Here is a 20,913-nt window from a genome sequence, read left to right as displayed (position 1 = left end):
GGACGAGTCGCTTAGAAGTCCCAGTTGGTCAGCGGCGCGACGGGGGAGAGCATCGACACCGCGAGCTCGCGCGCCTGGCCCGGCGTGTGCTCGTGCACCAGGCCTGCGGCGGTGAGCGCCTCGACCGAGGTGCCGCCCAGGTAGACCGTCGACAGGTGACGCGCGTCCATGGACAGGTCCGCCTCGCCGTGCGGGTCGTCCGAGACCTTGGTGACCTCGGCATCGGCCCCCCGCACCTCGATGCGCCACACGCCGGCGTTGGCCGGCACGTGCTTGTCGGTGAGGGCGAACGTCACCGAGCAGTCGTGGAAGTACTCGCGCGCCTCGAGCGCCGTCTTCACGTCGAGCAGGCGCACCCACAGGTTGTCGATGACCTTGGAGCGGATGCCGCGCGAGTCCTTCAGCTGGTACAGCAGCGGGTCGTCGGTCGCGAGGTTCTCGGTGTAGGTGGTGCCCACGAGGTCGAAGTCGGTGAGGGTCGCCCACAGCTTCTGCGCGGCGGCCGGGGTGAGCGAGCCGTGCTCGCGCACCTGGCACACGCCGTCGTGGATGCCCAGCTCCGAGTCGGGCTTGCGGCGGAAGAACGCGTAGGCGACGGGCTCGCCGTGGTCCTCGACGATCGCGATGCGCCACTTCTCGTAGCCGTGGCGGTTGCCCACGGGGTCGGTGAAGCGGGCGTTGCGGCCCGAGCCGACGGGGTTGAGGATGGTGGCAGGGCGCGTGAGCTTGGCCTGGAGGTCGGCGACAAGCTGGTCGTGCGTGTCGAAGTCCGCGCGCTCGAGCCGGACCGTGAGGTCGTCGGCGCCGTCCACCGACCACATGCGCGAGCCGCGCGGGATGGACGCCTTCACGGTCTGCGAGGCCATGCCGTAGCCGAAGCGGGAGTAGATCTCCGCCTCCATCGCGTACAGGGCGCTCACTGCCTCGCCGCGCTCGAGGCAGCGGGCGAAGTGGTCGTGCATCATCGTCGTCATGAGGCCGCGGCGGCGGTGCGCGGGGTGCACGCCCAGCCACGACAGGCCGGCGGTCGGCACGCGGCGCCCGCCCGGCGTGACCATCTCGGTGCCGAAGCTTGCGTGTACGGCGGCGAGCTCGCCCACGGTGCCGCGGCGCTCGTCCGTGACCTCGAGGGCGCGGGCGCGGTCGCCGGGGATGGCGTCGACGTAATCCTGCCGGTCCTCGCGCAGCCATTCGCCGACGAAGGCCCACTGGACCACCTGGAAGAGATCGTCGAGTCGGTCCTCGGGGACGGAGATGGACTGGTAACCCTCTGCCTTCTTCATGCCTTCTACCATTTCAGGTTTTGGCTCGGTCAAGAAATCGTGTGGACTTTCCCGCGTTCGGGAATACGGCCGATGCTGTGGCTCAGAAGTCCAGATTGCACAGCGGTGCGCGGTCGGAGGCCATGGCGCGCGAGAGCTCGCCGGCCGCACCCGCGCGGCGCTCGGACACGAGCCCGGCGCTCGCCAGGGTGCTGACGCTCGTGCCCCCCAAATAGGCGGCCCCGAGCTCCTGAATATTCATCGCGAGGTCCGCCTCGCCGTTGCCCGTCACGCGAGTGATGGTCGCCTCTCCGTCCCGCACCGCCACGCGCCACACCCCGGCGTTGTCCGGCAACTGCGCGTCGGCAATGTCCACCGTGACGTCACAGTCGGCGGCGTACCCGCGGCCCTCGAGCGCCGCCTTCACGTCGAGGACGCGCACCCACAGGTTGTCGAGGATGGCTTGGCGTGCGCCGCGAGGGTTGGCGAGCAGGTGAAGGATCTCGTCGTCCACCGGTACATGGCCGATGGCCGCCTTCGACATGAGGTCGAAGCTGGTGAGCACCTTCATGAGGCGGGCCGTCGCCCGTGCCTCCACCGAGCCCCACGCCTTCACCGTCACCTTGCCGTTGGCGCCGAACAGTTCCCATGCGCCCTTGCGGCTCAACAGGGCCCACGCCAGCGGCTTGTCTTCGTCCCGCACCACGACGATGCGCAGCTCCTCAGCGCCCTCACGCTCGTACTCGAGGTCAAGGAAGGCCTCGGCGACCGTGACCTCCTCGAAGTCGACGATGGTGCCGGGGCGCGTCATGCGCGATTGGACGTCGCGGAGGATCCCCGCGTGCTTGTCGAACGATGCGGAGTCGATCTCGACGATGAGGTCATCGGAGCCGGCAATGTCGCGGAACGTGGTGCCGTTTGCCAACTCGATGACGCCTGACCGGGAGGCGAGGCCATAGCCGAAGCGCTGGTAGATCTCGGTTTCCGAGGCGTACAGCGCACTGATGGGCTCGCCGCGCTCGAGGGATCGCGAGAAGTGGTCGGCGATCATCGTCGTGAGCAGCCCACGTCGGCGGTGGCCGGGGTGGACCGAGACCCAGGTCAGCCCCGCGGTGGGAATCGCACGGTCGCCCGGCACGGCCAGGCGGAAGCGGAAGGACGTGTGCGCGGCGGCGAGGGTGCCCACGGAGCCGCGTGACGCATCGGCCACCTCGAGTGCCCGGCCTGCCTCGAACGGGTAGATCCGCGTGACGAAGTCGGCGTCCTTGACCGGGGGAGTGAAGGCGAAGGCGAACGACGTCACGTGCAGCACCTCGGCGGCGCGGGAGACGTCGGTGGAGACCAGGCGGTAGCCGGCGGGGATGCTCATGCGGCGATTCTCGCACCGCGGCGCCGGGTGCGGCGGCTCAGCCCGCCATCGTCTCCTCGATGTCCGCGCGCAGACGGTCGTATTCGACCTTGAGGCAGCGGTTCTGCACCACGGTGAGCCCGGCCTCGTGGGCGACGCGGCCGGCCTCGTCGTTGACGACGCCGAGCTGCATCCACAGCACCGATGCCTGGGCTGCCACGGCCTCGGCGGCGACGGGGCCCACGTGCTCCGAGCGGCGGAACACGTCGACGATGTCGGGCCGTACCGGCAGATCCTCAAGCGACGAGTAGAAGGCGTGACCCCTGATCTCCTCGCCGACGGCGACGGGATTGACCAGGTAGACCTCGTACGGGGTGTGCTCCATGAGCCACACCGCGATCGCGTACGACGTGCGGTGGTCGCTGGGAGAGGCGCCCACGACGGCAACGGTGCGGGCCTCCGCGAGGGCCGTCACCAGCGCCTCGTCGTCGGGCAGATGGCCGGGGGCGGGCGCGGGGCACGCGTCGGCGCCCTCGAAGGACACGGGTTCGATGCCGAAGGTGCTCATAACGCAAGAAACCGTACCCCGGCATCGGTCATTCCCGTCGTGTTGGCGCGGCCGGAATATCCCGCGGCCGTCCCATCGTTATGAGCCGTGACAGTGCCAGTGACACACGAAGGAGAGCTGACATGACTTCCGAGACCACCCCCGCCATCGGCATCGACGAGAAGGCGCTGAAGGACATCAACGCCGGGCTCGCCCAGACCCTCGCGGACACCTTCACCCTGTACCTGAAGACCCACGGCTACCACTGGAACGTCACCGGCCCGCACTTCCGGTCTCTGCACCTCATGCTCGAGGAGCAGTACCAGGCGCTCTTCGAGGCCACGGACGACCTCGCCGAGCGCATGCGCGCCCTCGGCGACAAGGCGCCCGGCTCCATGGCGGAGATGCTCGAACTCGCGACGATCACCGACCGCGAGCCCACCGACGACGCGATGCAGATGGTGAAGAACCTGCAGCGCGACCACGAGGCGATCGCCTCCACCATCCGCCCGCTGTCCGAGGCTGCCGACGAGGCCGGCGACGGCGCGACGGCCGATCTTTACAACGCCCGCCTCGACTTCCACGAGCAGACGGCGTGGATGCTGAGGTCCTTCGCCTCGTAGCGTCCCCGACACGACAACGGGCCCCTCGCCGCAAGGCGAGGGGCCCGTCGTCGTTGGCGCGGCTGAGGGGGCGCGCCACGGGTGCGTCCACGGCGGTCCTGCTGTGCCGTGTCCTGCCGTCACCCTAGCGATCGATGCCGCGGTTTGTCAGGGAGGATGCACTCCGGTGTGACGAATCCGTCTGGCGGCGCGGTGAACGACGCGTGAACGTCAGATGTAGTACATGGCGGGTTCGCGCTGCTCGGCGCGCTCCGGGACGGCGTCCGGGTCCGGGTGGACGTGCGAGTCGCCGGCGTCCACCGACGACGCCGCGGTGCCGGCCTCGCGCTCGTTGGGGTGCTCCCTGATCTTGGCGGGGATGCCGACGGCGGTGGCGCCGTCGGGGATGTCCTTGACCACGACGGCGTTGGCGCCGATGCGCGCGTCGCACCCCACGTGGACGGGACCCAGCACCTTGGCGCCGGCGCCCACCACCACGCGGTCACCCACGGTGGGGTGGCGCTTGCCGGGGCTCATCGTGGTGCCGCCGAGCGTCACGCCGTGGAACAGCAGGACGTCGTTGCCCACCACGGCGGTCTCGCCGATGACCACGCCCATGCCGTGGTCGATGAACAGGCGCCGCCCGAGCGTCGCACCGGGGTGGATCTCGATCCCGGTGCGACGCCTGGCGTGCTGCGACCACAGCCGGCCGTAGGTCTTCAGACCGTGGGTCCACAGCCAGTGGGCAATGCGGTGATGCCACACGGCGTGGACGCCCTGGTAGGACAGCGCGATGACGAGGGCCGAGCGCGCCGCGGGGTCGCGGTGGTGCGCCGTCCGCACGTCCTCGAGTGCCTGGGCCAGGGGGCCGATGCGATCAGTCATGGGGGACGGTGACTCCTCTTAGTCCATGAGGTCGGCGTACAGCACCGACGACAGGTAGCGCTCGCCGAACGACGGGATGATCGCGACGATGGTCTTGCCCTTGTTCTCGGGGCGCTTGGCGACCTCGATGGCGGCGTGCAGGGCGGCGCCGGACGAGATGCCGACCAGCAGGCCCTCCTTGCGGGCGGTGGCGCGGGCCGTGGCGATCGCGGTCTCGGAGTCGACGTCGAAGACCTCGTCGTAGATCTCGGTGTTGAGCACCTCGGGGACGAAGTTGGCGCCGATGCCCTGGATCTTGTGCGGGCCGGCCTCGCCGCCGTTGAGGATGGCCGACTCCTTCGGCTCAACCGCGATGATCTGCACCTCGGGCTTCTTGGCCTTGAGGACCTCGCCCACGCCGGTGATGGTGCCGCCGGTGCCGATGCCGGCGACCACGATGTCGACCTCGCCGTCGGTGTCGGCCCAGATCTCCTCGGCGGTGGTCTTGCGGTGGATCTCGGGGTTGGCCTCGTTGGCGAACTGGCGGGCGAGGATCGAGCCGGGGCGCTCCTCGGCGATCTTGTTGGCGGCCTCGACGGCGCCCTTCATTCCCTCCGGTCCGGGGGTGAGGACCAGCTCGGCGCCGAACGCGCGCAGCAGCGCGCGGCGCTCCTTCGACATGGTCTCGGGCATCGCGAGGACCACGTTGTAGCCGCGAGCCGCGCCCACCATGGCCAGGGCGATGCCGGTGTTGCCCGACGTGGCCTCGACGATGGTGCCGCCGGGCTTCAGGGAGCCGTCCGCCTCGGCGGCGTCGACGATGGCCACACCCAGGCGGTCCTTGACCGAGTTGGCTGGGTTGTAGAACTCGAGCTTGCCGAGCACGGTCGCCTCGACGCCCTCGGTGAGGGTGTTGATCTTGACGAGCGGGGTGTTGCCGATGAGGGCGGTGGCGTCCTCGTAGATCTTGGCCATGGATCTCTCTTCCTGGTGATGTGGCGGGCCCCACGGCGGGGCGGGCACAGGGTGGAAACGCGGTGAGAAGAATCTCGATTCCGCGCGGGGCGAGCGCTGGCGGCTTGTGAGCGTCCGGGGCCTTCGTGGCCGCGGCGCCGTTGCCAGCGCTCTACAGACAGCAGCCCTCGCAGCACATGCGGCAGCACATGCTCGAGGGCTGGGGGCACATCGGGGCGGCAGAGGACAGCGTCGAGGCGACGCCGCTGCCGTTGCTCATGGTGAGTTCCCTCCGAGTGCGTGTGCGGTCAGGCTAGCGCCGATGCGCGCCGCGCGGCAAGACCGGGGACGGCTCCCGCGTGCGCGTGGGCTCGCGCGCTAGGGTGGGCGCGACGACAATGGGGTCGTCTCATGAGGGGAAACACACGTATGAGTGACGAGAAGATCGAGGTCTCCAAGGAGATTCTCGCGGCGCCCGAGGCGGTCTGGCGCGTCATCACCGATCTTGACGCCGCTGCCAAGGTGATGCGCAAGATCGTGTCGGTCGAGCGGGTCGAGGGCGAGGGCTACGCGGAGGGCGTGCGGTGGCGCGAGACGCGCCGCATGTTCGGCAAGGACGAGACCGAGGAGATGTGGGTCGCCGCGGTCGACGAGCCGCGCAGCACCACCGTCCGCTCCCGTGCCGGCGGGGCGCTCTACACCACGGTGTTCACGCTCGAGCCGTCCGATCTTGGCGTCACCCTCGACGTGTCGTTCTCCGCAGCGACGGAGGACCCGGGGCTCGGACAGCGCCTCATGCTCGCGGTGTTCGGCAAGACGGCGATGAAGGCGACGAAGAAGGCCCTCGCCGAGGACCTCGACGACATCGCGAAGGTCGCGGAGGGAAGGGGCTAACCATGGAGTGGCTCTCGTTTGACGGTGTGCCGTGGTGGGGCGTGCTGGTGGCGTTCCTCGTGACGTTCGTGTTCGGGTGGTTCTACTACTCGCCCGCCGGCCTGTTCCCCCTGTGGAGCCGGCTGGGGCGGATCGAGCAGAAGGACGTCGAGAACGCGCCCATGGCCGTCGCCTTCGGCGGCACCATCGCCGCGAACGTGCTCGGCGTGATCCTGCTCGCCGTGCTCATGGTGGGACTCGGGATCGACGACTGGGGAGCGGGCCTCGCGTTCGGCGCCGTCGTCGGCCTGGTATTCCGCGGCGGCGCGCACGCGCTGCACAACGGCTTCGCCGCGCGCCACCCCGGCGTGACCGCGCTTGACGCGCTCCACGACACGGTCGCCCTGGGCCTGTCGGGACTGGTGCTCGCGCTCTTCATGTAGCGGACCCGACCCGCGGTCAGGTTGAGGATTCAAGGAATCCGGCGGGGGCATCGGCCGTTGAGACGGTCATGACAGCGATCACGCACACCTCGCCCGCGCTCGGATCCCTCGACCTCACCGGCGCACCGCTCGCGCTCGGCGGTAACGTCCTGGGCTGGACGGCCGGCCGTGACGACTCGTTCGCCGTGCTCGGCGCCTTCGCCGATGCCGGCGGCCGGCTGATCGACACCGCCGACGTGTACTCGGCGTGGGCGCCGGGCCACTCCGGCGGGGAGTCCGAGGAGATGATCGGCCAGTGGCTCGCCGCGAGCGGCAGGCGTGACGACGTGCTGATCGCGACCAAGGTGAGCCAGCACGCGGACTTCCCCGGCCTCTCGTCGGCGAACGTGCGTGCCGCGGCCGAGGCCTCGCTGAAGCGTCTCGGGACGGACCGCGTCGACCTGTACTACGCCCACTTCGACCACGACGAGGACATCGCGGAGACCGCCGCGGCCTTCTCCGCGCTCGTGGACGACGGCTTGGTGCGCGAGATCGGCATCTCGAACTTCTCCGCGGACCGCATCGACGCGTGGATGGACGCGGTGGCCGCCGACGGGCTGCACCGCCCCGTCGCGCTCCAGCCCCACTACAACCTCGTGGAGCGCGCCTACGAGGGCGAGCTGCGCGAGGTCGCCCAGCGGTACGGGCTTGGCGTGCTGCCGTACTGGGCGCTCGCGAGCGGCTTCCTCACCGGCAAATACCGCGACGCCGAGCAGGACACGCACAGCCCGCGCGCGCCCGAGGCGCTGAAGTACCTCGACGAGCGCGGCCGGCGGGTGCTGGGGGCGCTCGACGAGGTCGCCGCCGCGCACGACGTGCCCGTCGCGTCCGTGGCTCTCGCGTGGCTCAAGGCACAGCCCACCGTGGTGGCGCCGATCGCGTCGGCGCGTCACGCGGGACAGCTCGAGGCGCTCGTCACGGCCATGAGTCTCGACCTGACTGCCGACGAGGTGCGGGCGCTCACCGACGCGTCGGCGTAGTCCTCCGGCGCCCTGGCGGGACATGAGGGTCACTTTTGGGCGATTCGTGACCGCCATGTCCCGCCAGGGAACACGCTGCGAGAAACACGAGAGCCCGGGCCCCTTGGAGGGGCCCGGGCTCTCGTCGCGCGGAGCGGGTGACGGGAATCGAACCCGCGTAATCAGTTTGGAAGACTGAGGCTCTACCATTGAGCTACACCCGCATGCTGGCTGACCAGCGCACCTAGAGTAGCCGAGTCGGGGGCCGATGCGGTAACCGGCCCGCCGCCGTCACAGCATCGCGATGGCGAGGGCCACGAGCGCGAGCGCGGGGAGCGTTCCCTGCTTGAGCGCTGCCGAGACGTACTTCCTGTCCGAGGCCACCAGCACGAGCGCCGCCGCGGCCATCGACCCGCACCCGGCCGCCACAAGGGCGGCGCCCACGGTATCGGCGTCGCGCGCGAATGCCACGATGCCCGCGGCCGTCACGATCGCGAGGAACAGGTTGTAGAACCCCTGGTTGTAGGCCATGCCCCGGGTGGCGGCGGCCTCCTCCTCGGTGGTGCCGAACGCTGCCCGCGTGGCGGGACGCGTCCACGCCACGGACTCGAGGAAGAAGATATAGACGTGGATCGCGGCCGCAAGGCCGGCGAGGACGAGCGCGAGGGTGAGCATGGACCCGAGCGTAGCCCCGCGCATACTAGAGTGGGCAGGCCCCGAGAGGGGCAGTCGCGGGGTGTAGCGCAGCTTGGTAGCGCATCTGCTTTGGGAGCAGAGGGTCGCAGGTTCAAATCCTGTCACCCCGACTTTTACCAGGGGGTTTAACTCCCTGCATGTTCGGTGAAGTGTCCCTTGGGACATTTTGGGGACATTTTGGGGACATTGAAGTGGGCTAGCGCTGGCCCTGGAGCAAGTATTGCGTGCCGCGGAGCTGGGTCACTGGGAAGTTGCGTACCAGGCAATGCTGGGAATGTCACAGGTCATTGACGATGCTCCAGGAGGCTGGGACGGTATCAGCCATCATGGCTTTGGAATACAGGATCGGTTGCGTACTGCTGGCAGCTGTAGCGTGCGCGCTAGGACTCGCAGGCTGCGCCGGATACAGCTCCACTCCTCAATCGGGCGTCAATGACGCGGACCAGGCTCGCAGTAACACGGTGAGTTGTTCTCAACTCCTGGAGTCGGCTGTTGCCCTTAGTCGTTCGGACCTCAGCTCCAACCAGCTCAACAACGAGGTTGCTGCGCTTAGCGAGCAGTGCAGTCGTGAGTATGGGGTATTTACCGACTACGTCTCGTCGGTGGCCTCGACTGAAGCGGCGGGCGTGACCACATGCCGGTCGTGGACGCAGTACATCGTGGACGACGCCATCGCACTGCTCCGTGAAGACGGCTTGTGTACCGATGGTGATGGAAGCGGTGAGGTCGCTGCCTCCTGGCCCGACGGCGGCCTCGGTTGGGATGAGGCGAGCGACCATGTCGGGACAACCCAACGGGTATGTGGGCCGCTGAGGAGCCTTAGGAATACGGAGGACGGTGCGTTCCTCAACCTAGGCGTTGACTACCCGTCGCCCGAGCGATTTACCTTCATCATCTGGGGCTACTACGTGGATCCCATCGAGGTCGGCCTGACCGTTTGTGGCTCAGGCAGTATCTACCTCTATGACGGTGTGACTCAGATCGAGCTGAGTTCGCCAGAGACCATCGAGATCTGGCAGTAAAGCTCGGGCCACCACGCTGGGTTTAGAACGAGTCACAAAGTGGCACTATTTCGTCGGGCGAGGCGCAGATTGCGGTGCAGTCGAGCCTTCGCGACGGCTAATCGCGGCTGATCGCGTCTCTTCGTGCTACCTCGGCCCGCTGCAGGCTCGCCGAGCGTGCGGCATCGAGGGCATCGGCGATGGTGTCGAGTTTGTCGGGCCATAGGTGTGCGTAGGTGTTGAGCGTTTCTGACGCATCTGCATGTCCGAGCATCTGCTGGACGACTTTGACGTCGGCTCCTGCCGCGATGGCCATGCTGGCGGCGGTGTGCCGAAGCTTGTGCGGCGTCAATGTGCTGGGCACCTCGGCACCGGCGCGTGCGGGGTTGAATGCGCGGGCGCGCCAGTTGTGGTCAAGTATCGGGCCGCCACGGGCGGCGGTGAAGAGGTACTCGTCGGGGTCGCGCCCGCTCGTGATCGTCGTGAGGTCTGCCACGAGGAATCGCGGGACGGGGACTTTGAACCGTCCCCGGTTCCTTGCCGCTTCTATGCGGGTGCCAGCACCGGCGGTGCGGGCGTGGTGATGTCAGCGTAGTAGGCGGCCTCGAACTCGTCGGGCGGGACGTCGCCCAGGCGGGAGTGCAGGCGGTGCTGGTTGTACCAGTCGACCCACGCAAGCGTGACCCACTCGACGTCTTCCAGACGTCTCAGCGGGCCGTCACGGAATGGTGAGTCGTCGCGGATCGCTTCGTTCTTGAACAACCCGATTGAGGACTCTGCCAGGGCGTTATCGTAGGCATCGCCGATGGACCCGATCGAAGCTGCGATGCCTTCGAGAGCGAGAGTCTCGGCGAAGGACACGGACGTGAACTGGCTTCCGGCATCAGAATGATGCACCAGACCGTCGCCTGCAGGGTGGCCGGCGCGGTCGCGCCGCCACAGTCCCATGCGCAGCGCGGTCGTCACCAGCGGCGTCGTCTTCGACATCGACGCATGCCAGCCGACGATCGCCCGCGAGTAGCAGTCGATGACGAACGAGACGTAAGCGAAACCCGCCCAGGTGCGCACATAGGTGAAGTCCGCGACCCAGCGAATGTTCGGGGCCGGCGCGGTGAAGTCCCGATCGAGCAGATCCGGGGCACGCTCAGCATGGCGATCAGCGATCGTGGTGCGCACACCGCGGCCACGCACACGACCGTTGAGTCCCAGGTCTCGCATGAGGCGATCGACCTGTCGGGCCGAGGCCGGCAGGCCCTGGCGGCGCAGGTGGGAGACCATCTTGCGACGCCCGTACATGCCCTCGGGAGTGCCCGTCGTAGCCAGTAGCGCGTCGATCACGACCGCATCGCCGCGGTCCCGCAAAGACGCATCGCGCGTCTTGAGAGACCGGTAGGTTCGTGCGGCGATCTGGACTCCCTGGCCTCGCAGGACGGCGCAGATCGACTCGACCGCACGACCCTTGGTGCGCTGCTCGTCGATGAATGCGACGATCAGCGTCGACGGGGGTCGAGTTCCCCGGCGAAGAAAACCGCTGCGTCCTTGAGGATCGCGTTGGCCTCCCGCAGTTCGCGGTTCTCACGCTCGAGCTTGCGGATCTTCTCGGACTCGGACGTCGTCACGCCCTGACGCTCACCGGCATCGACCTGCGCTTGGCGCACCCATCGGCGCAGCGACTCGGCTCCGAAGCCGAGTCGTCCAGCGACCGTCTGGCACGCGACGGTGAGGTCCGGGTACTCATCGAGATGGTCCAGGACCAGCCGCACTGCACGCTGCTTGGTCTCCTCGGGAATCCTCTTCGGCATGGGCTCTATCTTCCTTCCAGACTCGAAAGGAAGCGGCATCAAACCGGGGACGGTTCATCGCGAGATACGCGGGCGCGGAGCCTGCGATGAGATGCGGCACAACTCGTCGCACGCGGGCAGATGCATCGGTCACTACTTCGTCCGTGGCCGGGATTGTCTATCAGATAGCACGGGCCAGTCCACGGGACGTCATCCCCAACGGATGTTGTAAGTTTCGCCGAGAAGCATGTTGACCTCGTCCTCCAGCGCCGCTTGTTCCTCCACCATGCCTTCGGTCTCGTAGAGTCGGTACAACTCGTTGACGGCGTCGGAAAGTCGGTCCCGCGCGGCACTCTTCGTCAGGGTGACGCCACTCTCCATCTCTTCCCGCGAGATGTGGCCCTCTTCTCGAAGCCTTGGCAGCAGTTCTTCGAGCGTGCTGATGCGGTCGAGTGAACCTGGGTTCGCGTTGGGGATCCGCCCAAGGAGCTCGAGCGTGTCGGTCAGCAGCGGCTGGAAGAAACCTGGATCTCGCATAACCAGCAAGCGGTACATTGCTTCTGCCTCGCGCAGCGGGGGCTCGGCTTCTACGAACCGAGATGCGTCGAGGTAGGTCTCCCCCAAAAGGTTGAGGCACAGTGCAAGCTTGCTCTGAAACTGGTCGCGGTCTGTCCTCACAAGCCTACGAAGGATCGGAATTGCCTCGTTGAGTGGGTCGAGCGCTTTAGCGGCCTGTTCCTCCGACATCAATGTCATGGTTCCAATAGGCCAAGCGCCGTTCCTCATGCGGTCAACCCGGTGTGCCCGCATCTCATCTGCATCAAGCAATGGCACTTGACCCGCCGGGGCGTATCCGACGGGGCCACGGTAGGCCTTGGCGAGTTGGAGCAACATGACGGGAAATTGTTCTTCAAGTGAGGGCTCCGTCGAAACGACTTGTCGCCCCATGTCGACAGCGACCTCCAGGTGGGGTATCGCCTCGGGTGCCGCGCTGAGCTTAAAGAGGGTGAGCCCGAGCTGGAAGCGCGCGACCGAGTGTGACCAAAGAGTGTCGGGGCGGGCCTGAATCTGGATCATCATTGCGCTGAGTTCAACGGCTTCTTCGAGCAACTGTTCGGCATCTGCTAGGCGATTCTGCGCAAATGCCCCTTGTGCACCCCTCAAGAGCTCGTTGAAGCGACGAAGAATCGCCGCGCCCCGTTCCATTGCCTCGTCCATGAGCCCACGTCCTGTAGTAGTTGCCATTCTCCTCGACGGCGTAGTCGATTGATCTCACCGTACCGGCGACCTGAACAACTCCCATGCCGAATCGCGACGATCAGTGCCGCATTTCATGCGCAACCTGGCTTAAGGCGGCCTTTGCTGTGAGCTAGCTCGGCACCTAGCGTCATAGGGGCGATAGACCCATGTCGGAATCGGGTACTTGGTGCCGTGTACCTCGTTAAGGGTCGTTAGTAGTGGTGTGACGTTGTCTCGGGCAGTTCGGAAAACGGCCGCTGCTTCGGTGACGTCTCCAACATCGAGGTGGTCACGTGCGCGGTCAAATAATTCTTCAAGCGTTGTGACCTGCGCGTAATAGGCAGATTCGTGACGCCCGGCGGCATCCCATGAGAATGCGCGTCGTCGAGTGCGCCAGATGCGCACCTATTGGACGCGTCAGATTCTCCAGCGCACAACAGATAGACGGTCCGTCCCTACAGACGTCAGATTCGTGGAGGCCTTCCTCCAGACTGCACAGGATCTGGGCCGGCTCTCGATAGGCATGTCGTATCGCCAGGTCGGGGAACTCCCTGGACTCGCTGGGCATGGCACCGTGGCCGCAAGCCTCCAACGCCTCCGAGACGCAGGATTTATCGCGCGTGGTCTGACTACGCGCGCTCACGACCGGAGGGAGGGAGTTCTCGACGACATGGCGATGGCGCGCCGCTACTTGCTGGACCCGGAAGGCCGCGCGAGCGAGTCAGAGCCAGAGGCCGAAAGGTGCCAGATCCTGCTCGGTGACACCTTCAGGAATGGCAGTGGCCTGGGAGGGGGTGCAGCCGTCGTGTATGAGGTGCTGGTCGCCCTCGGTGGTCGTGCCACCGTGGAGGACATCGCAGCAAACACCGGCATGTCTGTGAGTGCAACGCGTCGTCACCTCGAGCGGCTCTCGAACAAAGGCGGGCTCGTCGCCCGGAACGGTCGGCACTGGATGCTCACCGACAAGCGTCCACACGACGGGATGATCGAGACGGCTTCTGCCGCAGCTCGTAGAGATCGTGTTCGGCACGAAGTGGAGCGCGAGGCGTTCAATGAACACGTGAGGCGCAAGTCTTAGAGATCAGCGAGTGGTCGTGGTTCCGAGTAGCGGCGTCGAGTTCTTACCAGTCTTCTCCCACTCACTGGGGGGGGTGTACCCCGAATGGTACGAACTGCGTCGTTTAGTCGGTTGTGTGCCGAGTACTGGGTGAACTCTTCACGCACTCCGGCGCTCGACAACTCGAAGCAGTAGGTCTGCGAGTTGGATGATCTCTGCTACCTCCAGAGGATCGTCAAACGAAACGGTGCGGTGGCTCGACGGGTTCTTGAATGCTCCTATTGCGCCCGCGAACAGGTCCATAGTCGCTTGCTGTTCACCGGCCTCGGCCTCGGTATCAGTCAGCGCGCCTTTGCCTGAGACGCCAAAGGCGGTGCGCATCAGCGGAACGCCTACCAGCGAATTTGGCAGCCCCGCTGAATCGCGAACCGCCACTTCAACGGCCTTCATCGCGGAGAATGCGGCGGTCTCGTACTCGCCCATGGCTAGGTTGATCTTCGCGGTGGAGAGTGCTGGCGATGTGACCCCTAGTAGACGGTCCTCGGCCCAGACCTTTGCGACTGCTGCGTCGTCTTCCGCGAAGGCGATTCCGGACTGCGTCACGCGCACGTGAGGGTTCCCGCCCGGCGTTAGCTCCGGTCCTAGGAAGCCGTGGGCAGCGAGCCACGCCCACGCATCAGATAGCCTCGTCAACAAGACCTCGGTATCTGACGGCGCGTCGGGCTCGCTGGCGGCCACTTTCGCTCCCGCGAACACATTGTTGGCGATAATCGATCGTCCCCCTCCCTTAACGAGCTGTCGTACGAGGAGGTGTGCCAGGGCGTCGGTGCCCGCTGTGCGCAGGGTCTCCCAGGGAATCAAGGGCTTGTACATGGAGACGACAGTACGTCGGTGTGGAGTCCCGTGTGGAGATCGCTCTTGGCTGGGGCGGTTCTATCGCCGCCGAGGTGTATGTCGAACCGACCTCCTCGTGGACGGTGTCACACTGGCTCGACCGTTCCTGGCACGTTTCCCAGACTGGTTTGTTCGGGTGGGAAGCGTCGCCGACACTGCTGCGGCGTCTACGGGTTGCTGTGATGGGTCCACCGAAGTCTGCCGCCGGGGCACTTCCATCGTGCTCGGCGGGCATCGGCGACCACTCGGCAAGGCTGCTACATCGCCACCGCCGCCTATGGTTCATACGACGCACCGGAGGTGCGTGTCCGCAGGCGCTTCCGAGACGACCGGTTGCGGAAGAGTCCCGTGGGGCGGGCGTTGGTAAGTATGGACTACGCAGTGAGCCAGCCCGTGGCCGACCGCCTCCGTGGTGCGCGCCGGACTAACGCTGCACTGCGGCGCATCCTCGACGGTGTGGTTGCACACTTGTCCGTGTAGGCGTAGTACACCTCTCGTGGCGTCCGCCGTCCATGCCCTGATGTACATCGGGGATGGAAGGTGTTGAGCCGATCGTCAATGGGCAAGTCGAGCAAGTCACTTACCCAGATACAGAGTGCACCGGCGAGCCCAACGAGCTTCTCTACCCGAGGGTGAAGGCGTGGCGTCGAGACTTCTGGAACGCCCGCGCGGCGAGGCATACAACGTGGCGAAAGCACAGAAACGGGTCTTTGTGACGACTACCGTCGCCCTGCTGGCATGCCTGCATGACTCCATGGCTGACAGCAGACGAAGACTTCCCAAGAGCCCTCCCCGCAGGGCTGACTCCCGCGGACGTAGCACGGATCGACGCAGCGGTTGCGGCCCATCACGCGCCGTCGACGCTCACCACCTACGCCTCGGCGTGGCGAGGCTTCGCATCATGGTGCGAAGCGCGCGGCTCCACAGCGCTGCCCGCCGCACCTGAGGTCGTCTGCGCCTACATCACCTCCCAGGCAGAACGTGGGCTGACTAGCGGCATGGTCTCCTGCACGCTTGCCGCCATCTCCCACCGCCACCGAGTCGCAGGCCTGGACGACCCCACCGCCAGCGAGCTGGTCACGCGCGTCCGCCGCGGCCTGCGCCGCATCCTCGGCGTCGCACCCCGCCGCCGCGCACGACCGCTGCTGGTCGAGGACATCCGGGAGATCCTCGCCGCCATCGACCGCACTACCGCGATCGGCAAGCGCGACGCCGCGATCATCCTGCTCGGCTTCGCCTCGGCCATGCGCCGGTCCGAGCTCGCCGCACTCGAGGCGGCGGACATCGCGCGTGCGCAGGGCGGGCTGCTGATCACCGTGCGCCGCTCCAAGGGCGACCCCCACGGCCACGGCCAGACCGTCGCCATCGCCCACGGCCGGTCGCTCGAGACGGATCCGGTCGAAGCGCTGGACGCATGGCTGCGCACTCGCCCGAGCGGGGCCGGGCCCGTCTTCACCCAGGTCCGCGCCAACGGCACAGTCTCGAGCCACCCGATCAAAGCCGCATCGGTTGTGCGGATCGTCAAGACCCGCGCCCACGCAGTCGGATTCACCGGAGACCGCATCACGGCCCACTCCCTACGAGCCGGACACGCCACGTCCGCCGCGATGGCCGGTGTGTCGCTCGACCGCATCGCCGCACAGACCCGCCACCGCGATCTCGCGATACTGGTGAACTCGTATATCCGCCCGATCACGTCGATGCGCACCACCTCGAGCCAGCACCTGGGCCTATGAGCCGTGCACGTTTCTCGACGCCGGAGGGTGCCGGATGCCTGGTGTAACGAAACGCATACTGCTAATCTCATCTGTAGACATTTTGTTACTTCGAAAGGCGGAGGTAGCCATGGTTGGCGCGACGGGCGCAGCTCGCACCCGAACGCATCGTGCTCTCCAGCGTGGGCAGCTGCGCCGGATCGCGCGCGGCATCTACCTACCCGCCCATGCCTCCGCAGGCGACTGGGATCAGATCGAAGCAGTCACCCGCAGGCCCGAGGCGACCATCTGCCTCATCTCCGCACTGGCGCACCATGACCTGATCGACGACATCCCCGCCCAGATCGACATCGCGATCCACCGCGGCGCACGGATCCCCGCCGGCGACGGCGCGATCGCATGGCACACCTTCGATCGGGACACCTTCGACATGGGCCGCACCCAGATCGAGATCCCAGGCACCGACCTGACGATCGGCCTGTACTCCCCGGAGCGGTCCATCGCCGACGCGTTCCGCCTGCGCGGGCAGACCGGCTACGAGACGGCTCGCGACGCGCTCAAGGAGTGGCTGCGTCGTGGCGGCAAGCCAGCCGCACTGCTGCCATATGCGACGGCGCTTCCTCGCGCGAAGAAGCCGCTGCTCGACGCACTGGAGCTGCTCGCATGACCGGCGACCAGACCTACGACCGCCTCCAAGCCGAGGCCCGCAGGGCTGGCGGCGCGACAGGGAAGCAGCCGCCCACCGCGGAGTACGTCACGCGCCACGTCCTCGAGTCGTTCCTGCATCGGCTCACCCTCACCGAGCACGCCAACGACTTCGTCCTCAAAGGTGGAATCCTCCTCGCCGTCTACAGCGCACGTCGCCCCACCAAGGACGTCGACATGAACGCCGTCAGCAGCGACGTCACCGCGGACAGCCTCGCCGACGTGTTCGCGGCGATCGCAGCAGTGGAATCCGACGACGGCGTCGAGTTCGACCTCGCCACGCTCCGGGTCCAGGAGATCAGGGAAGGCGGCGACTATCCCGGACTACGGTTGAGAGTCGATGCGACGGTCGGACGCGCCCGCGCTGTCATGGCGCTGGACGTTTCGACAGGTGACCCGATCGTGCCCGCACCGCGCAGGATCGTGGTGCCACGCGTCATCGGTGAGCCGATCGAGATGCTGGGCTACGCCAAGGAGACCGCGATCGCCGAGAAGGGCGTCACCATCCTCGAACGCGGCATCACCAGCACCCGCTGGCGCGACTACGTCGACATCGTCCAACTCTGCGAAGGCGGGTACGACGCCGACGAACTCCTCCGCTCAGCGCGCGCCGTCGCCCGCTACCGGCAAGTGACCCTCGAACCCGTGACGCCACATCTCACGGACTACGGCGCGATCGCGCAGCCCAAGTGGGCCGCGTGGCGACGCAAGCAACAACTCGAAGAGATCTGCGAGGCCAACCTGGACCACCAGGTCGCGCGAGTCGCTGAGATCCTCGACCTGGTCTTCGCGCACGGCCCGGACAATCATGAGGAGTCCTGACCGTTCACAACGAGGTGCGGGTCGGGTGCGGTCCTAGTCTCGCGCCGCTCGATAGCACCCGATATCGAGACGAGACGCGGCGCGCCGGGCTCGTGCGTCGCCGCCCAGACGCGAAGATCGCGTCATGGAAGCCCCGCGCGTCTTCATCAGCCATGCATCGGAGGACAAGGAGCGCTTCGTGCTGCCGTTCGCGAAGCAGCTGCGCGAGCTCGGCATCGACGCGTGGGTCGATCAATGGGAGATCCAGGCCGGAGACTCGCTCGTGGCGAAGGTCTTCGACGATGGCGTCGACCGCGCCGATGCCTTCGTGGTGGTGCTGTCCCATGTCAGCGTGATGAAGCCCTGGGTTCGTGAAGAGCTCGACGCCGCCGTGATCCGGCGGATCCAGAGCGAGCGAGCCAAGCGGATTATGCCGATCCTGCTCGACGATGATGTCCGGGTTCCTGCCGCGCTGAAGCACTTGAAGTGGTCCTCGGTGCCGCGCGATGGTCTCGACAGTGTCGTCCACGACGTGACGGCTGCGGTCTACGGCGCCGTGTCCGCGCCGGCGCTCGGCATGAGGCCCAACTACGCGTCGACCCCGCTGAAGTGGACTGATGACCCTCAAGACGAGACGGTCTTCAGCCTCGTGGTCGACGAGATGCGAAACCACGACGGTCCCGGCCGGATGATCTTCTCCAACGACGTGCAGGCGCGCGCTGCGGCGACAGGTGTTTCCGCTGAGCAGTTCGCCGAGTCGATGACGGTGCTCTCCGAAACGCGCCGCATCAACGTCACGGCAATGGCCGGCGGCGTCCGCTGGATGCTGCACCCCTTCTCCGACCGGATCTGGCTCGACCTCGAGGCCGAGCGAGGGCTCGATGTCGATGCCGCCCGCCTCGATGTCCTCTCGGCCGTGGTGAACGGCGGGCAGAGCCAGTTCTCCGCCGGGGACTGCGGCCTCGGATGGCATGCCCTCGGCGCCGTACTGAGGAGCCTTCGCGCCGAAGGTATGTTCAGCACCTTCCATGAGGTGAGCGGCGGCTATTACATCGTCTCGGGAGTGAGCCCGCTGGCCCGCAGGGCCTTGCGGTAGAAGGCGCGTCCAACGAGCACGCCGCCGATCAGGGGAGGCACGCACCGGTTCATGCGCGTGGAAGTCTGCGCGGGGTGACGAGGCGCCCGAGTGCGCGCACCGCAGAAATCCACGCAGGTGCGAAATAGTTGGTGCGGGTACTTCAAAGTGGCTCGTATTCACGCGTGCTAGCGTCGTGCGCGTGGTGCCGGCGATGTCAGCGCGAGGGGGGGATAGGTGGGATTACCGACAAGCAGTCTTGCGATCGCGGTCTTCGTCGTAGTGGCTCTGCCGGGCTTCATTCAGGCCGGCGTCCGGCGCTGGGCACGTGGCGAGACCGCAAGTGATCGTGAACTAGGTCTGTCCATCGCTCGCGGTGCGGCTTTCGCAGTGGCTTTGACAGCCGTGTACTTGATGATTTGGGGCGAGCGGCTCGTCGCCGGGATCAGTGCGGGTGACGACGCCGACGCGCTCAAGATCACCGACCCTCGCCACGTCGGCACGACGGTCTTGGTGCTCTATCTCATGGTCCCGGTTGCACTCTCGGTGCTACTCCAGTGGCAGCACGTTAGGTGGGAGAAATCGGAGACGGTCGGCTGGTTTCGCGCTCCGCGTTCGAAGTACGGCTACACGCTGACGCCCACTGCGTGGGACCACGCTGTCCGCGATGTGCAGCCAGCGTGGATCAGGGTAAGGCGTGCCAACGGCGAATGGGTGGGCGGCTGGTTCACGAAGGGGTCGCAGGCGTCCACGTATCCCGAACCGCGGAGTCTTTACATCGCGCAACAATTCGAGATTGATCAAGACGGTCAGCTCGGCGACGCGGTTCCCTCGACCGGTGTTTACATCACGATCAACGACGACGACCTCGTGTTCTGGGGGCGTCCGCAGGCTCAACCGTACGAGAGCGCTTCTGAGGAGGGGCAATGAGCAAGGACAACGACCAGAGCGGGCGAACTTCGAAGGAGTCCTCCGCCTTCATCGAGCACTCCGCAGGTCCGACAAAATACGTTCCACCACCGGCGCCCCCGAAGACGCCGAAGAACGGTGGAGTTGGCAAACCACAGGATTCCAAGTAGGTGGCAGGTGGTGACGAGGTGAGCAAGGAGGCCGGCGGGGACAAGGGTGGTCGGCGCAAGTCTCTGACGGGCTCGGCGGGTCCGGCGAAGTTTGTGCCACCGCCGAAGCCGCCCAAGTCCCCGAAGAATGGCGGCATCGGCGAAGCTAGGAAGTCTAAGTAGCTATGGGAGAACTCGAAAGGGCTCTGCCTGAGACTTCCTTCAGGTCCGATGCGATTGGTGCACTAGCTCAGGGCGCGGTGGGGTCGATCCCTCTGGCGGGACCTATCGCTGCGGAGGCGTTGGGGCTTGCGCTGACTCGGAGGCGCGCCGCACGCGACCAGGAGTTCAACCGCCTGGTGGCCGAGGGCCTGGACCAGCTGCGCGAGCGGTTGGACGCGATGGAGCGGTCGATCGCCATCGATGCGGACGAGTTCGTGGCGCTCGCGACAAGGGCCCATCGTGAGGCCGCAGAGACAGCATCTGAAGCGAAGCGGAGGCGCCTGGCATCTGCAGTAGTAAACGGAGGCAGTTGGGCGCCCTTCAATGCATCCGAGCGGGAACAATTTGGGCGGCTCGTCGCGCAACTCGATGAGCTGCACGTCTTCCTGCTGCATTTCTTCGTCGACCCGCGAGCATGGCTGGAAGCTCATGGACTAATGGGTGCGCAATCGAACGTTCTGATGGGGGGCATCAGCGGGCCGTTGACCTCCGCTCTGGGCGTACCGGAGACAGTCTGGGGGGAACCGATTGCGCAGGCCGTTCGGGATCTCGAGGACGCGGGACTCGCCGCGATCCCGCTGCGGGTGACCATGACCGCGTCGGGCATCCTCCAGGAGCGAACCTCCCCCAAGGGCCGCCGCTTCCTGGAGTTCATCAACGAGGTTCACTCGGCCGACGTCGCCGCTCCGGAGCTCGACTGAGGTCCAGCGAAATGCAGGGTGACTTCGCATGCAGGCCCACAGTGCCCTCCGCGAAGCACCATGATTCGATTCCCTGA

Annotated in this window: 23 protein-coding genes and 2 tRNA genes; 14 read left to right on the top strand and 11 right to left on the bottom strand. The window is 66.6% G+C overall.

Features of this window, described 5'->3' with window-relative positions:
- Positions 1–11: 11 nt before the first annotated feature.
- The 3 genes from eis to B7K26_RS01715 form a co-directional block, all read right to left on the bottom strand.
- Positions 12–1,283 carry an enhanced intracellular survival protein Eis gene (eis, locus tag B7K26_RS01725; RefSeq protein ID WP_159449575.1) on the bottom strand — a complete coding sequence of 424 codons (1,272 nt, stop codon included), beginning with the start codon at positions 1,281–1,283 and terminating at the stop codon, positions 12–14.
- A gap of 82 nt (positions 1,284–1,365) precedes the next feature.
- Positions 1,366–2,631 (bottom strand): GNAT family N-acetyltransferase, encoded by a 1,266-nt coding sequence (locus B7K26_RS01720; RefSeq protein WP_084076956.1) that lies wholly within the window; start codon positions 2,629–2,631, stop codon positions 1,366–1,368.
- A gap of 37 nt (positions 2,632–2,668) precedes the next feature.
- Entirely contained in the window at positions 2,669–3,178 is a 510-nt protein-coding gene (locus tag B7K26_RS01715) for a CoA-binding protein (RefSeq protein ID WP_084076955.1), read from the bottom strand.
- A 122-nt stretch (positions 3,179–3,300) separates the two neighbouring features.
- Here B7K26_RS01715 and B7K26_RS01710 point away from each other — a divergent pair, with 122 nt between their 5' ends.
- The gene (locus tag B7K26_RS01710) at positions 3,301–3,780 is read left to right on the top strand and encodes a Dps family protein (protein ID WP_143340410.1); all 480 of its coding nucleotides are present in this window, start codon (positions 3,301–3,303) and stop codon (positions 3,778–3,780) included.
- 210 nt (positions 3,781–3,990) lie between these two features.
- Here the strand turns inward: B7K26_RS01710 and cysE are convergent, their stop codons facing one another.
- Positions 3,991–4,644, bottom strand: coding sequence for a serine O-acetyltransferase (cysE, locus tag B7K26_RS01705; RefSeq protein WP_084076953.1), 654 nt, complete (start codon positions 4,642–4,644; stop codon positions 3,991–3,993).
- Positions 4,645–4,662: 18 nt separating this feature from the next.
- Positions 4,663–5,598 carry a cysteine synthase A gene (cysK, locus tag B7K26_RS01700; protein ID WP_084076952.1) on the bottom strand — a complete coding sequence of 312 codons (936 nt, stop codon included), beginning with the start codon at positions 5,596–5,598 and terminating at the stop codon, positions 4,663–4,665.
- A gap of 408 nt (positions 5,599–6,006) precedes the next feature.
- Here cysK and B7K26_RS01695 point away from each other — a divergent pair, with 408 nt between their 5' ends.
- The 3 genes from B7K26_RS01695 (at position 6,007) to B7K26_RS01685 (ending at position 7,912) form a co-directional block, all read left to right on the top strand.
- Entirely contained in the window at positions 6,007–6,471 is a 465-nt protein-coding gene (locus tag B7K26_RS01695) for an SRPBCC family protein (protein ID WP_084076951.1), read from the top strand.
- A 2-nt stretch (positions 6,472–6,473) separates the two neighbouring features.
- Positions 6,474–6,893 (top strand): DUF1761 domain-containing protein, encoded by a 420-nt coding sequence (locus tag B7K26_RS01690; RefSeq protein WP_084076950.1) that lies wholly within the window; start codon positions 6,474–6,476, stop codon positions 6,891–6,893.
- Positions 6,894–6,961: 68 nt separating this feature from the next.
- Entirely contained in the window at positions 6,962–7,912 is a 951-nt protein-coding gene (locus B7K26_RS01685; RefSeq protein ID WP_084076949.1) for an aldo/keto reductase, read from the top strand.
- Positions 7,913–8,044: 132 nt separating this feature from the next.
- Here B7K26_RS01685 and B7K26_RS01680 read toward each other — a convergent pair.
- A tRNA-Gly gene (locus tag B7K26_RS01680) sits at positions 8,045–8,115 on the bottom strand.
- A 67-nt stretch (positions 8,116–8,182) separates the two neighbouring features.
- The gene (locus tag B7K26_RS01675) at positions 8,183–8,566 is read right to left on the bottom strand and encodes a DUF1304 domain-containing protein (RefSeq protein ID WP_159449574.1); all 384 of its coding nucleotides are present in this window, start codon (positions 8,564–8,566) and stop codon (positions 8,183–8,185) included.
- A 57-nt stretch (positions 8,567–8,623) separates the two neighbouring features.
- On the opposite strand from B7K26_RS01675, the gene B7K26_RS01670 reads away from it, so the two are divergent.
- A tRNA-Pro gene (locus B7K26_RS01670) sits at positions 8,624–8,697 on the top strand.
- A 216-nt stretch (positions 8,698–8,913) separates the two neighbouring features.
- On the top strand, positions 8,914–9,609 hold the full coding sequence (locus B7K26_RS01665) for a hypothetical protein (RefSeq protein ID WP_143340409.1): 696 nt from the start codon (positions 8,914–8,916) through the stop codon (positions 9,607–9,609).
- 97 nt (positions 9,610–9,706) lie between these two features.
- On the opposite strand, the gene B7K26_RS01660 is transcribed toward B7K26_RS01665, so the two are convergent.
- The 3 genes from B7K26_RS01660 to B7K26_RS01650 all read right to left on the bottom strand — a co-directional run bounded on the left by B7K26_RS01660 (position 9,707) and on the right by B7K26_RS01650 (position 12,587).
- The gene (locus tag B7K26_RS01660; protein ID WP_234998651.1) at positions 9,707–10,084 is read right to left on the bottom strand and encodes a tyrosine-type recombinase/integrase; all 378 of its coding nucleotides are present in this window, start codon (positions 10,082–10,084) and stop codon (positions 9,707–9,709) included.
- A gap of 50 nt (positions 10,085–10,134) precedes the next feature.
- A protein-coding gene (locus tag B7K26_RS01655) for an IS3 family transposase (RefSeq protein ID WP_143340408.1) occupies positions 10,135–11,390 on the bottom strand; the annotation gives its coding sequence in 2 pieces (ribosomal slippage) (positions 10,135–11,120 and positions 11,120–11,390; 1,257 coding nt in all).
- A gap of 189 nt (positions 11,391–11,579) precedes the next feature.
- Complete coding sequence (locus tag B7K26_RS01650) at positions 11,580–12,587, bottom strand: tetratricopeptide repeat protein (protein ID WP_084076945.1); 1,008 nt, start codon at positions 12,585–12,587, stop codon at positions 11,580–11,582.
- A 691-nt stretch (positions 12,588–13,278) separates the two neighbouring features.
- Here B7K26_RS01650 and B7K26_RS12905 point away from each other — a divergent pair.
- Positions 13,279–13,686 (top strand): winged helix-turn-helix domain-containing protein, encoded by a 408-nt coding sequence (locus tag B7K26_RS12905; RefSeq protein WP_159449573.1) that lies wholly within the window; start codon positions 13,279–13,281, stop codon positions 13,684–13,686.
- Between the two features lie 138 nt (positions 13,687–13,824).
- Here the strand turns inward: B7K26_RS12905 and B7K26_RS01640 are convergent, their stop codons facing one another.
- Positions 13,825–14,538 carry a TIGR02391 family protein gene (locus B7K26_RS01640; protein ID WP_084076943.1) on the bottom strand — a complete coding sequence of 238 codons (714 nt, stop codon included), beginning with the start codon at positions 14,536–14,538 and terminating at the stop codon, positions 13,825–13,827.
- A 219-nt stretch (positions 14,539–14,757) separates the two neighbouring features.
- Between B7K26_RS01640 and B7K26_RS13215 the strand changes: the two genes are divergently transcribed.
- The 7 genes from B7K26_RS13215 (at position 14,758) to B7K26_RS01610 (ending at position 20,836) form a co-directional block, all read left to right on the top strand.
- Entirely contained in the window at positions 14,758–15,039 is a 282-nt protein-coding gene (locus B7K26_RS13215; RefSeq protein ID WP_375537570.1) for a CFI-box-CTERM domain-containing protein, read from the top strand.
- Between the two features lie 518 nt (positions 15,040–15,557).
- Positions 15,558–16,295, top strand: a complete 738-nt coding sequence (locus B7K26_RS01635; RefSeq protein ID WP_200810919.1) for a tyrosine-type recombinase/integrase — start codon at positions 15,558–15,560, stop codon at positions 16,293–16,295.
- Positions 16,296–16,404: 109 nt separating this feature from the next.
- On the top strand, positions 16,405–16,941 hold the full coding sequence (locus tag B7K26_RS01630) for a hypothetical protein (RefSeq protein WP_084076941.1): 537 nt from the start codon (positions 16,405–16,407) through the stop codon (positions 16,939–16,941).
- A complete protein-coding gene (locus tag B7K26_RS01625; protein ID WP_084076940.1) occupies positions 16,938–17,801 on the top strand; it encodes a nucleotidyl transferase AbiEii/AbiGii toxin family protein in 864 nt (287 codons plus the stop codon). The genes B7K26_RS01630 and B7K26_RS01625 overlap by 4 nt, the downstream gene beginning before the upstream one ends.
- A 124-nt stretch (positions 17,802–17,925) precedes the next feature.
- Complete coding sequence (locus tag B7K26_RS01620) at positions 17,926–18,876, top strand: toll/interleukin-1 receptor domain-containing protein (protein ID WP_084076939.1); 951 nt, start codon at positions 17,926–17,928, stop codon at positions 18,874–18,876.
- 216 nt (positions 18,877–19,092) lie between these two features.
- A complete protein-coding gene (locus tag B7K26_RS01615; RefSeq protein ID WP_143340406.1) occupies positions 19,093–19,785 on the top strand; it encodes a DUF6338 family protein in 693 nt (230 codons plus the stop codon).
- 313 nt (positions 19,786–20,098) lie between these two features.
- Complete coding sequence (locus B7K26_RS01610; protein WP_084076937.1) at positions 20,099–20,836, top strand: hypothetical protein; 738 nt, start codon at positions 20,099–20,101, stop codon at positions 20,834–20,836.
- Positions 20,837–20,913: the final 77 nt, after the last annotated feature.

The organism is Demequina sp. NBRC 110057 (assembly GCF_002090175.1).
Lineage (GTDB): Bacteria > Actinomycetota > Actinomycetes > Actinomycetales > Demequinaceae > Demequina.
Note: the sequence above shows the minus strand (reverse complement) of the source record. Positions and strands in the feature narration are given on the sequence as shown.

Excerpts from the sequence above, each read along its gene's own strand:
- B7K26_RS01710 (WP_143340410.1), top strand. The coding sequence starts at position 3,301 with ATGACTTCCGAGACCACCCCCGCCATCGGCATCGACGAGAAGGCGCTG.
- B7K26_RS01620 (WP_084076939.1), top strand. The coding sequence starts at position 17,926 with ATGGAAGCCCCGCGCGTCTTCATCAGCCATGCATCGGAGGACAAGGAG.
- B7K26_RS01665 (WP_143340409.1), top strand. The coding sequence starts at position 8,914 with ATGGCTTTGGAATACAGGATCGGTTGCGTACTGCTGGCAGCTGTAGCG.
- B7K26_RS01715 (WP_084076955.1), bottom strand. The coding sequence starts at position 3,178 with ATGAGCACCTTCGGCATCGAACCCGTGTCCTTCGAGGGCGCCGACGCG.
- B7K26_RS01625 (WP_084076940.1), top strand. The coding sequence starts at position 16,938 with ATGACCGGCGACCAGACCTACGACCGCCTCCAAGCCGAGGCCCGCAGG.
- B7K26_RS01650 (WP_084076945.1), bottom strand. The coding sequence starts at position 12,587 with ATGGACGAGGCAATGGAACGGGGCGCGGCGATTCTTCGTCGCTTCAAC.
- B7K26_RS01685 (WP_084076949.1), top strand. The coding sequence starts at position 6,962 with ATGACAGCGATCACGCACACCTCGCCCGCGCTCGGATCCCTCGACCTC.
- B7K26_RS01640 (WP_084076943.1), bottom strand. The coding sequence starts at position 14,538 with ATGTACAAGCCCTTGATTCCCTGGGAGACCCTGCGCACAGCGGGCACC.
- cysK (WP_084076952.1), bottom strand. The coding sequence starts at position 5,598 with ATGGCCAAGATCTACGAGGACGCCACCGCCCTCATCGGCAACACCCCG.
- cysE (WP_084076953.1), bottom strand. The coding sequence starts at position 4,644 with ATGACTGATCGCATCGGCCCCCTGGCCCAGGCACTCGAGGACGTGCGG.
- B7K26_RS01630 (WP_084076941.1), top strand. The coding sequence starts at position 16,405 with ATGGTTGGCGCGACGGGCGCAGCTCGCACCCGAACGCATCGTGCTCTC.
- eis (WP_159449575.1), bottom strand. The coding sequence starts at position 1,283 with ATGAAGAAGGCAGAGGGTTACCAGTCCATCTCCGTCCCCGAGGACCGA.
- B7K26_RS01610 (WP_084076937.1), top strand. The coding sequence starts at position 20,099 with ATGGGAGAACTCGAAAGGGCTCTGCCTGAGACTTCCTTCAGGTCCGAT.
- B7K26_RS01720 (WP_084076956.1), bottom strand. The coding sequence starts at position 2,631 with ATGAGCATCCCCGCCGGCTACCGCCTGGTCTCCACCGACGTCTCCCGC.
- B7K26_RS01635 (WP_200810919.1), top strand. The coding sequence starts at position 15,558 with ATGGTCTCCTGCACGCTTGCCGCCATCTCCCACCGCCACCGAGTCGCA.
- B7K26_RS12905 (WP_159449573.1), top strand. The coding sequence starts at position 13,279 with ATGGCGATGGCGCGCCGCTACTTGCTGGACCCGGAAGGCCGCGCGAGC.
- B7K26_RS01675 (WP_159449574.1), bottom strand. The coding sequence starts at position 8,566 with ATGCTCACCCTCGCGCTCGTCCTCGCCGGCCTTGCGGCCGCGATCCAC.
- B7K26_RS01690 (WP_084076950.1), top strand. The coding sequence starts at position 6,474 with ATGGAGTGGCTCTCGTTTGACGGTGTGCCGTGGTGGGGCGTGCTGGTG.
- B7K26_RS01695 (WP_084076951.1), top strand. The coding sequence starts at position 6,007 with ATGAGTGACGAGAAGATCGAGGTCTCCAAGGAGATTCTCGCGGCGCCC.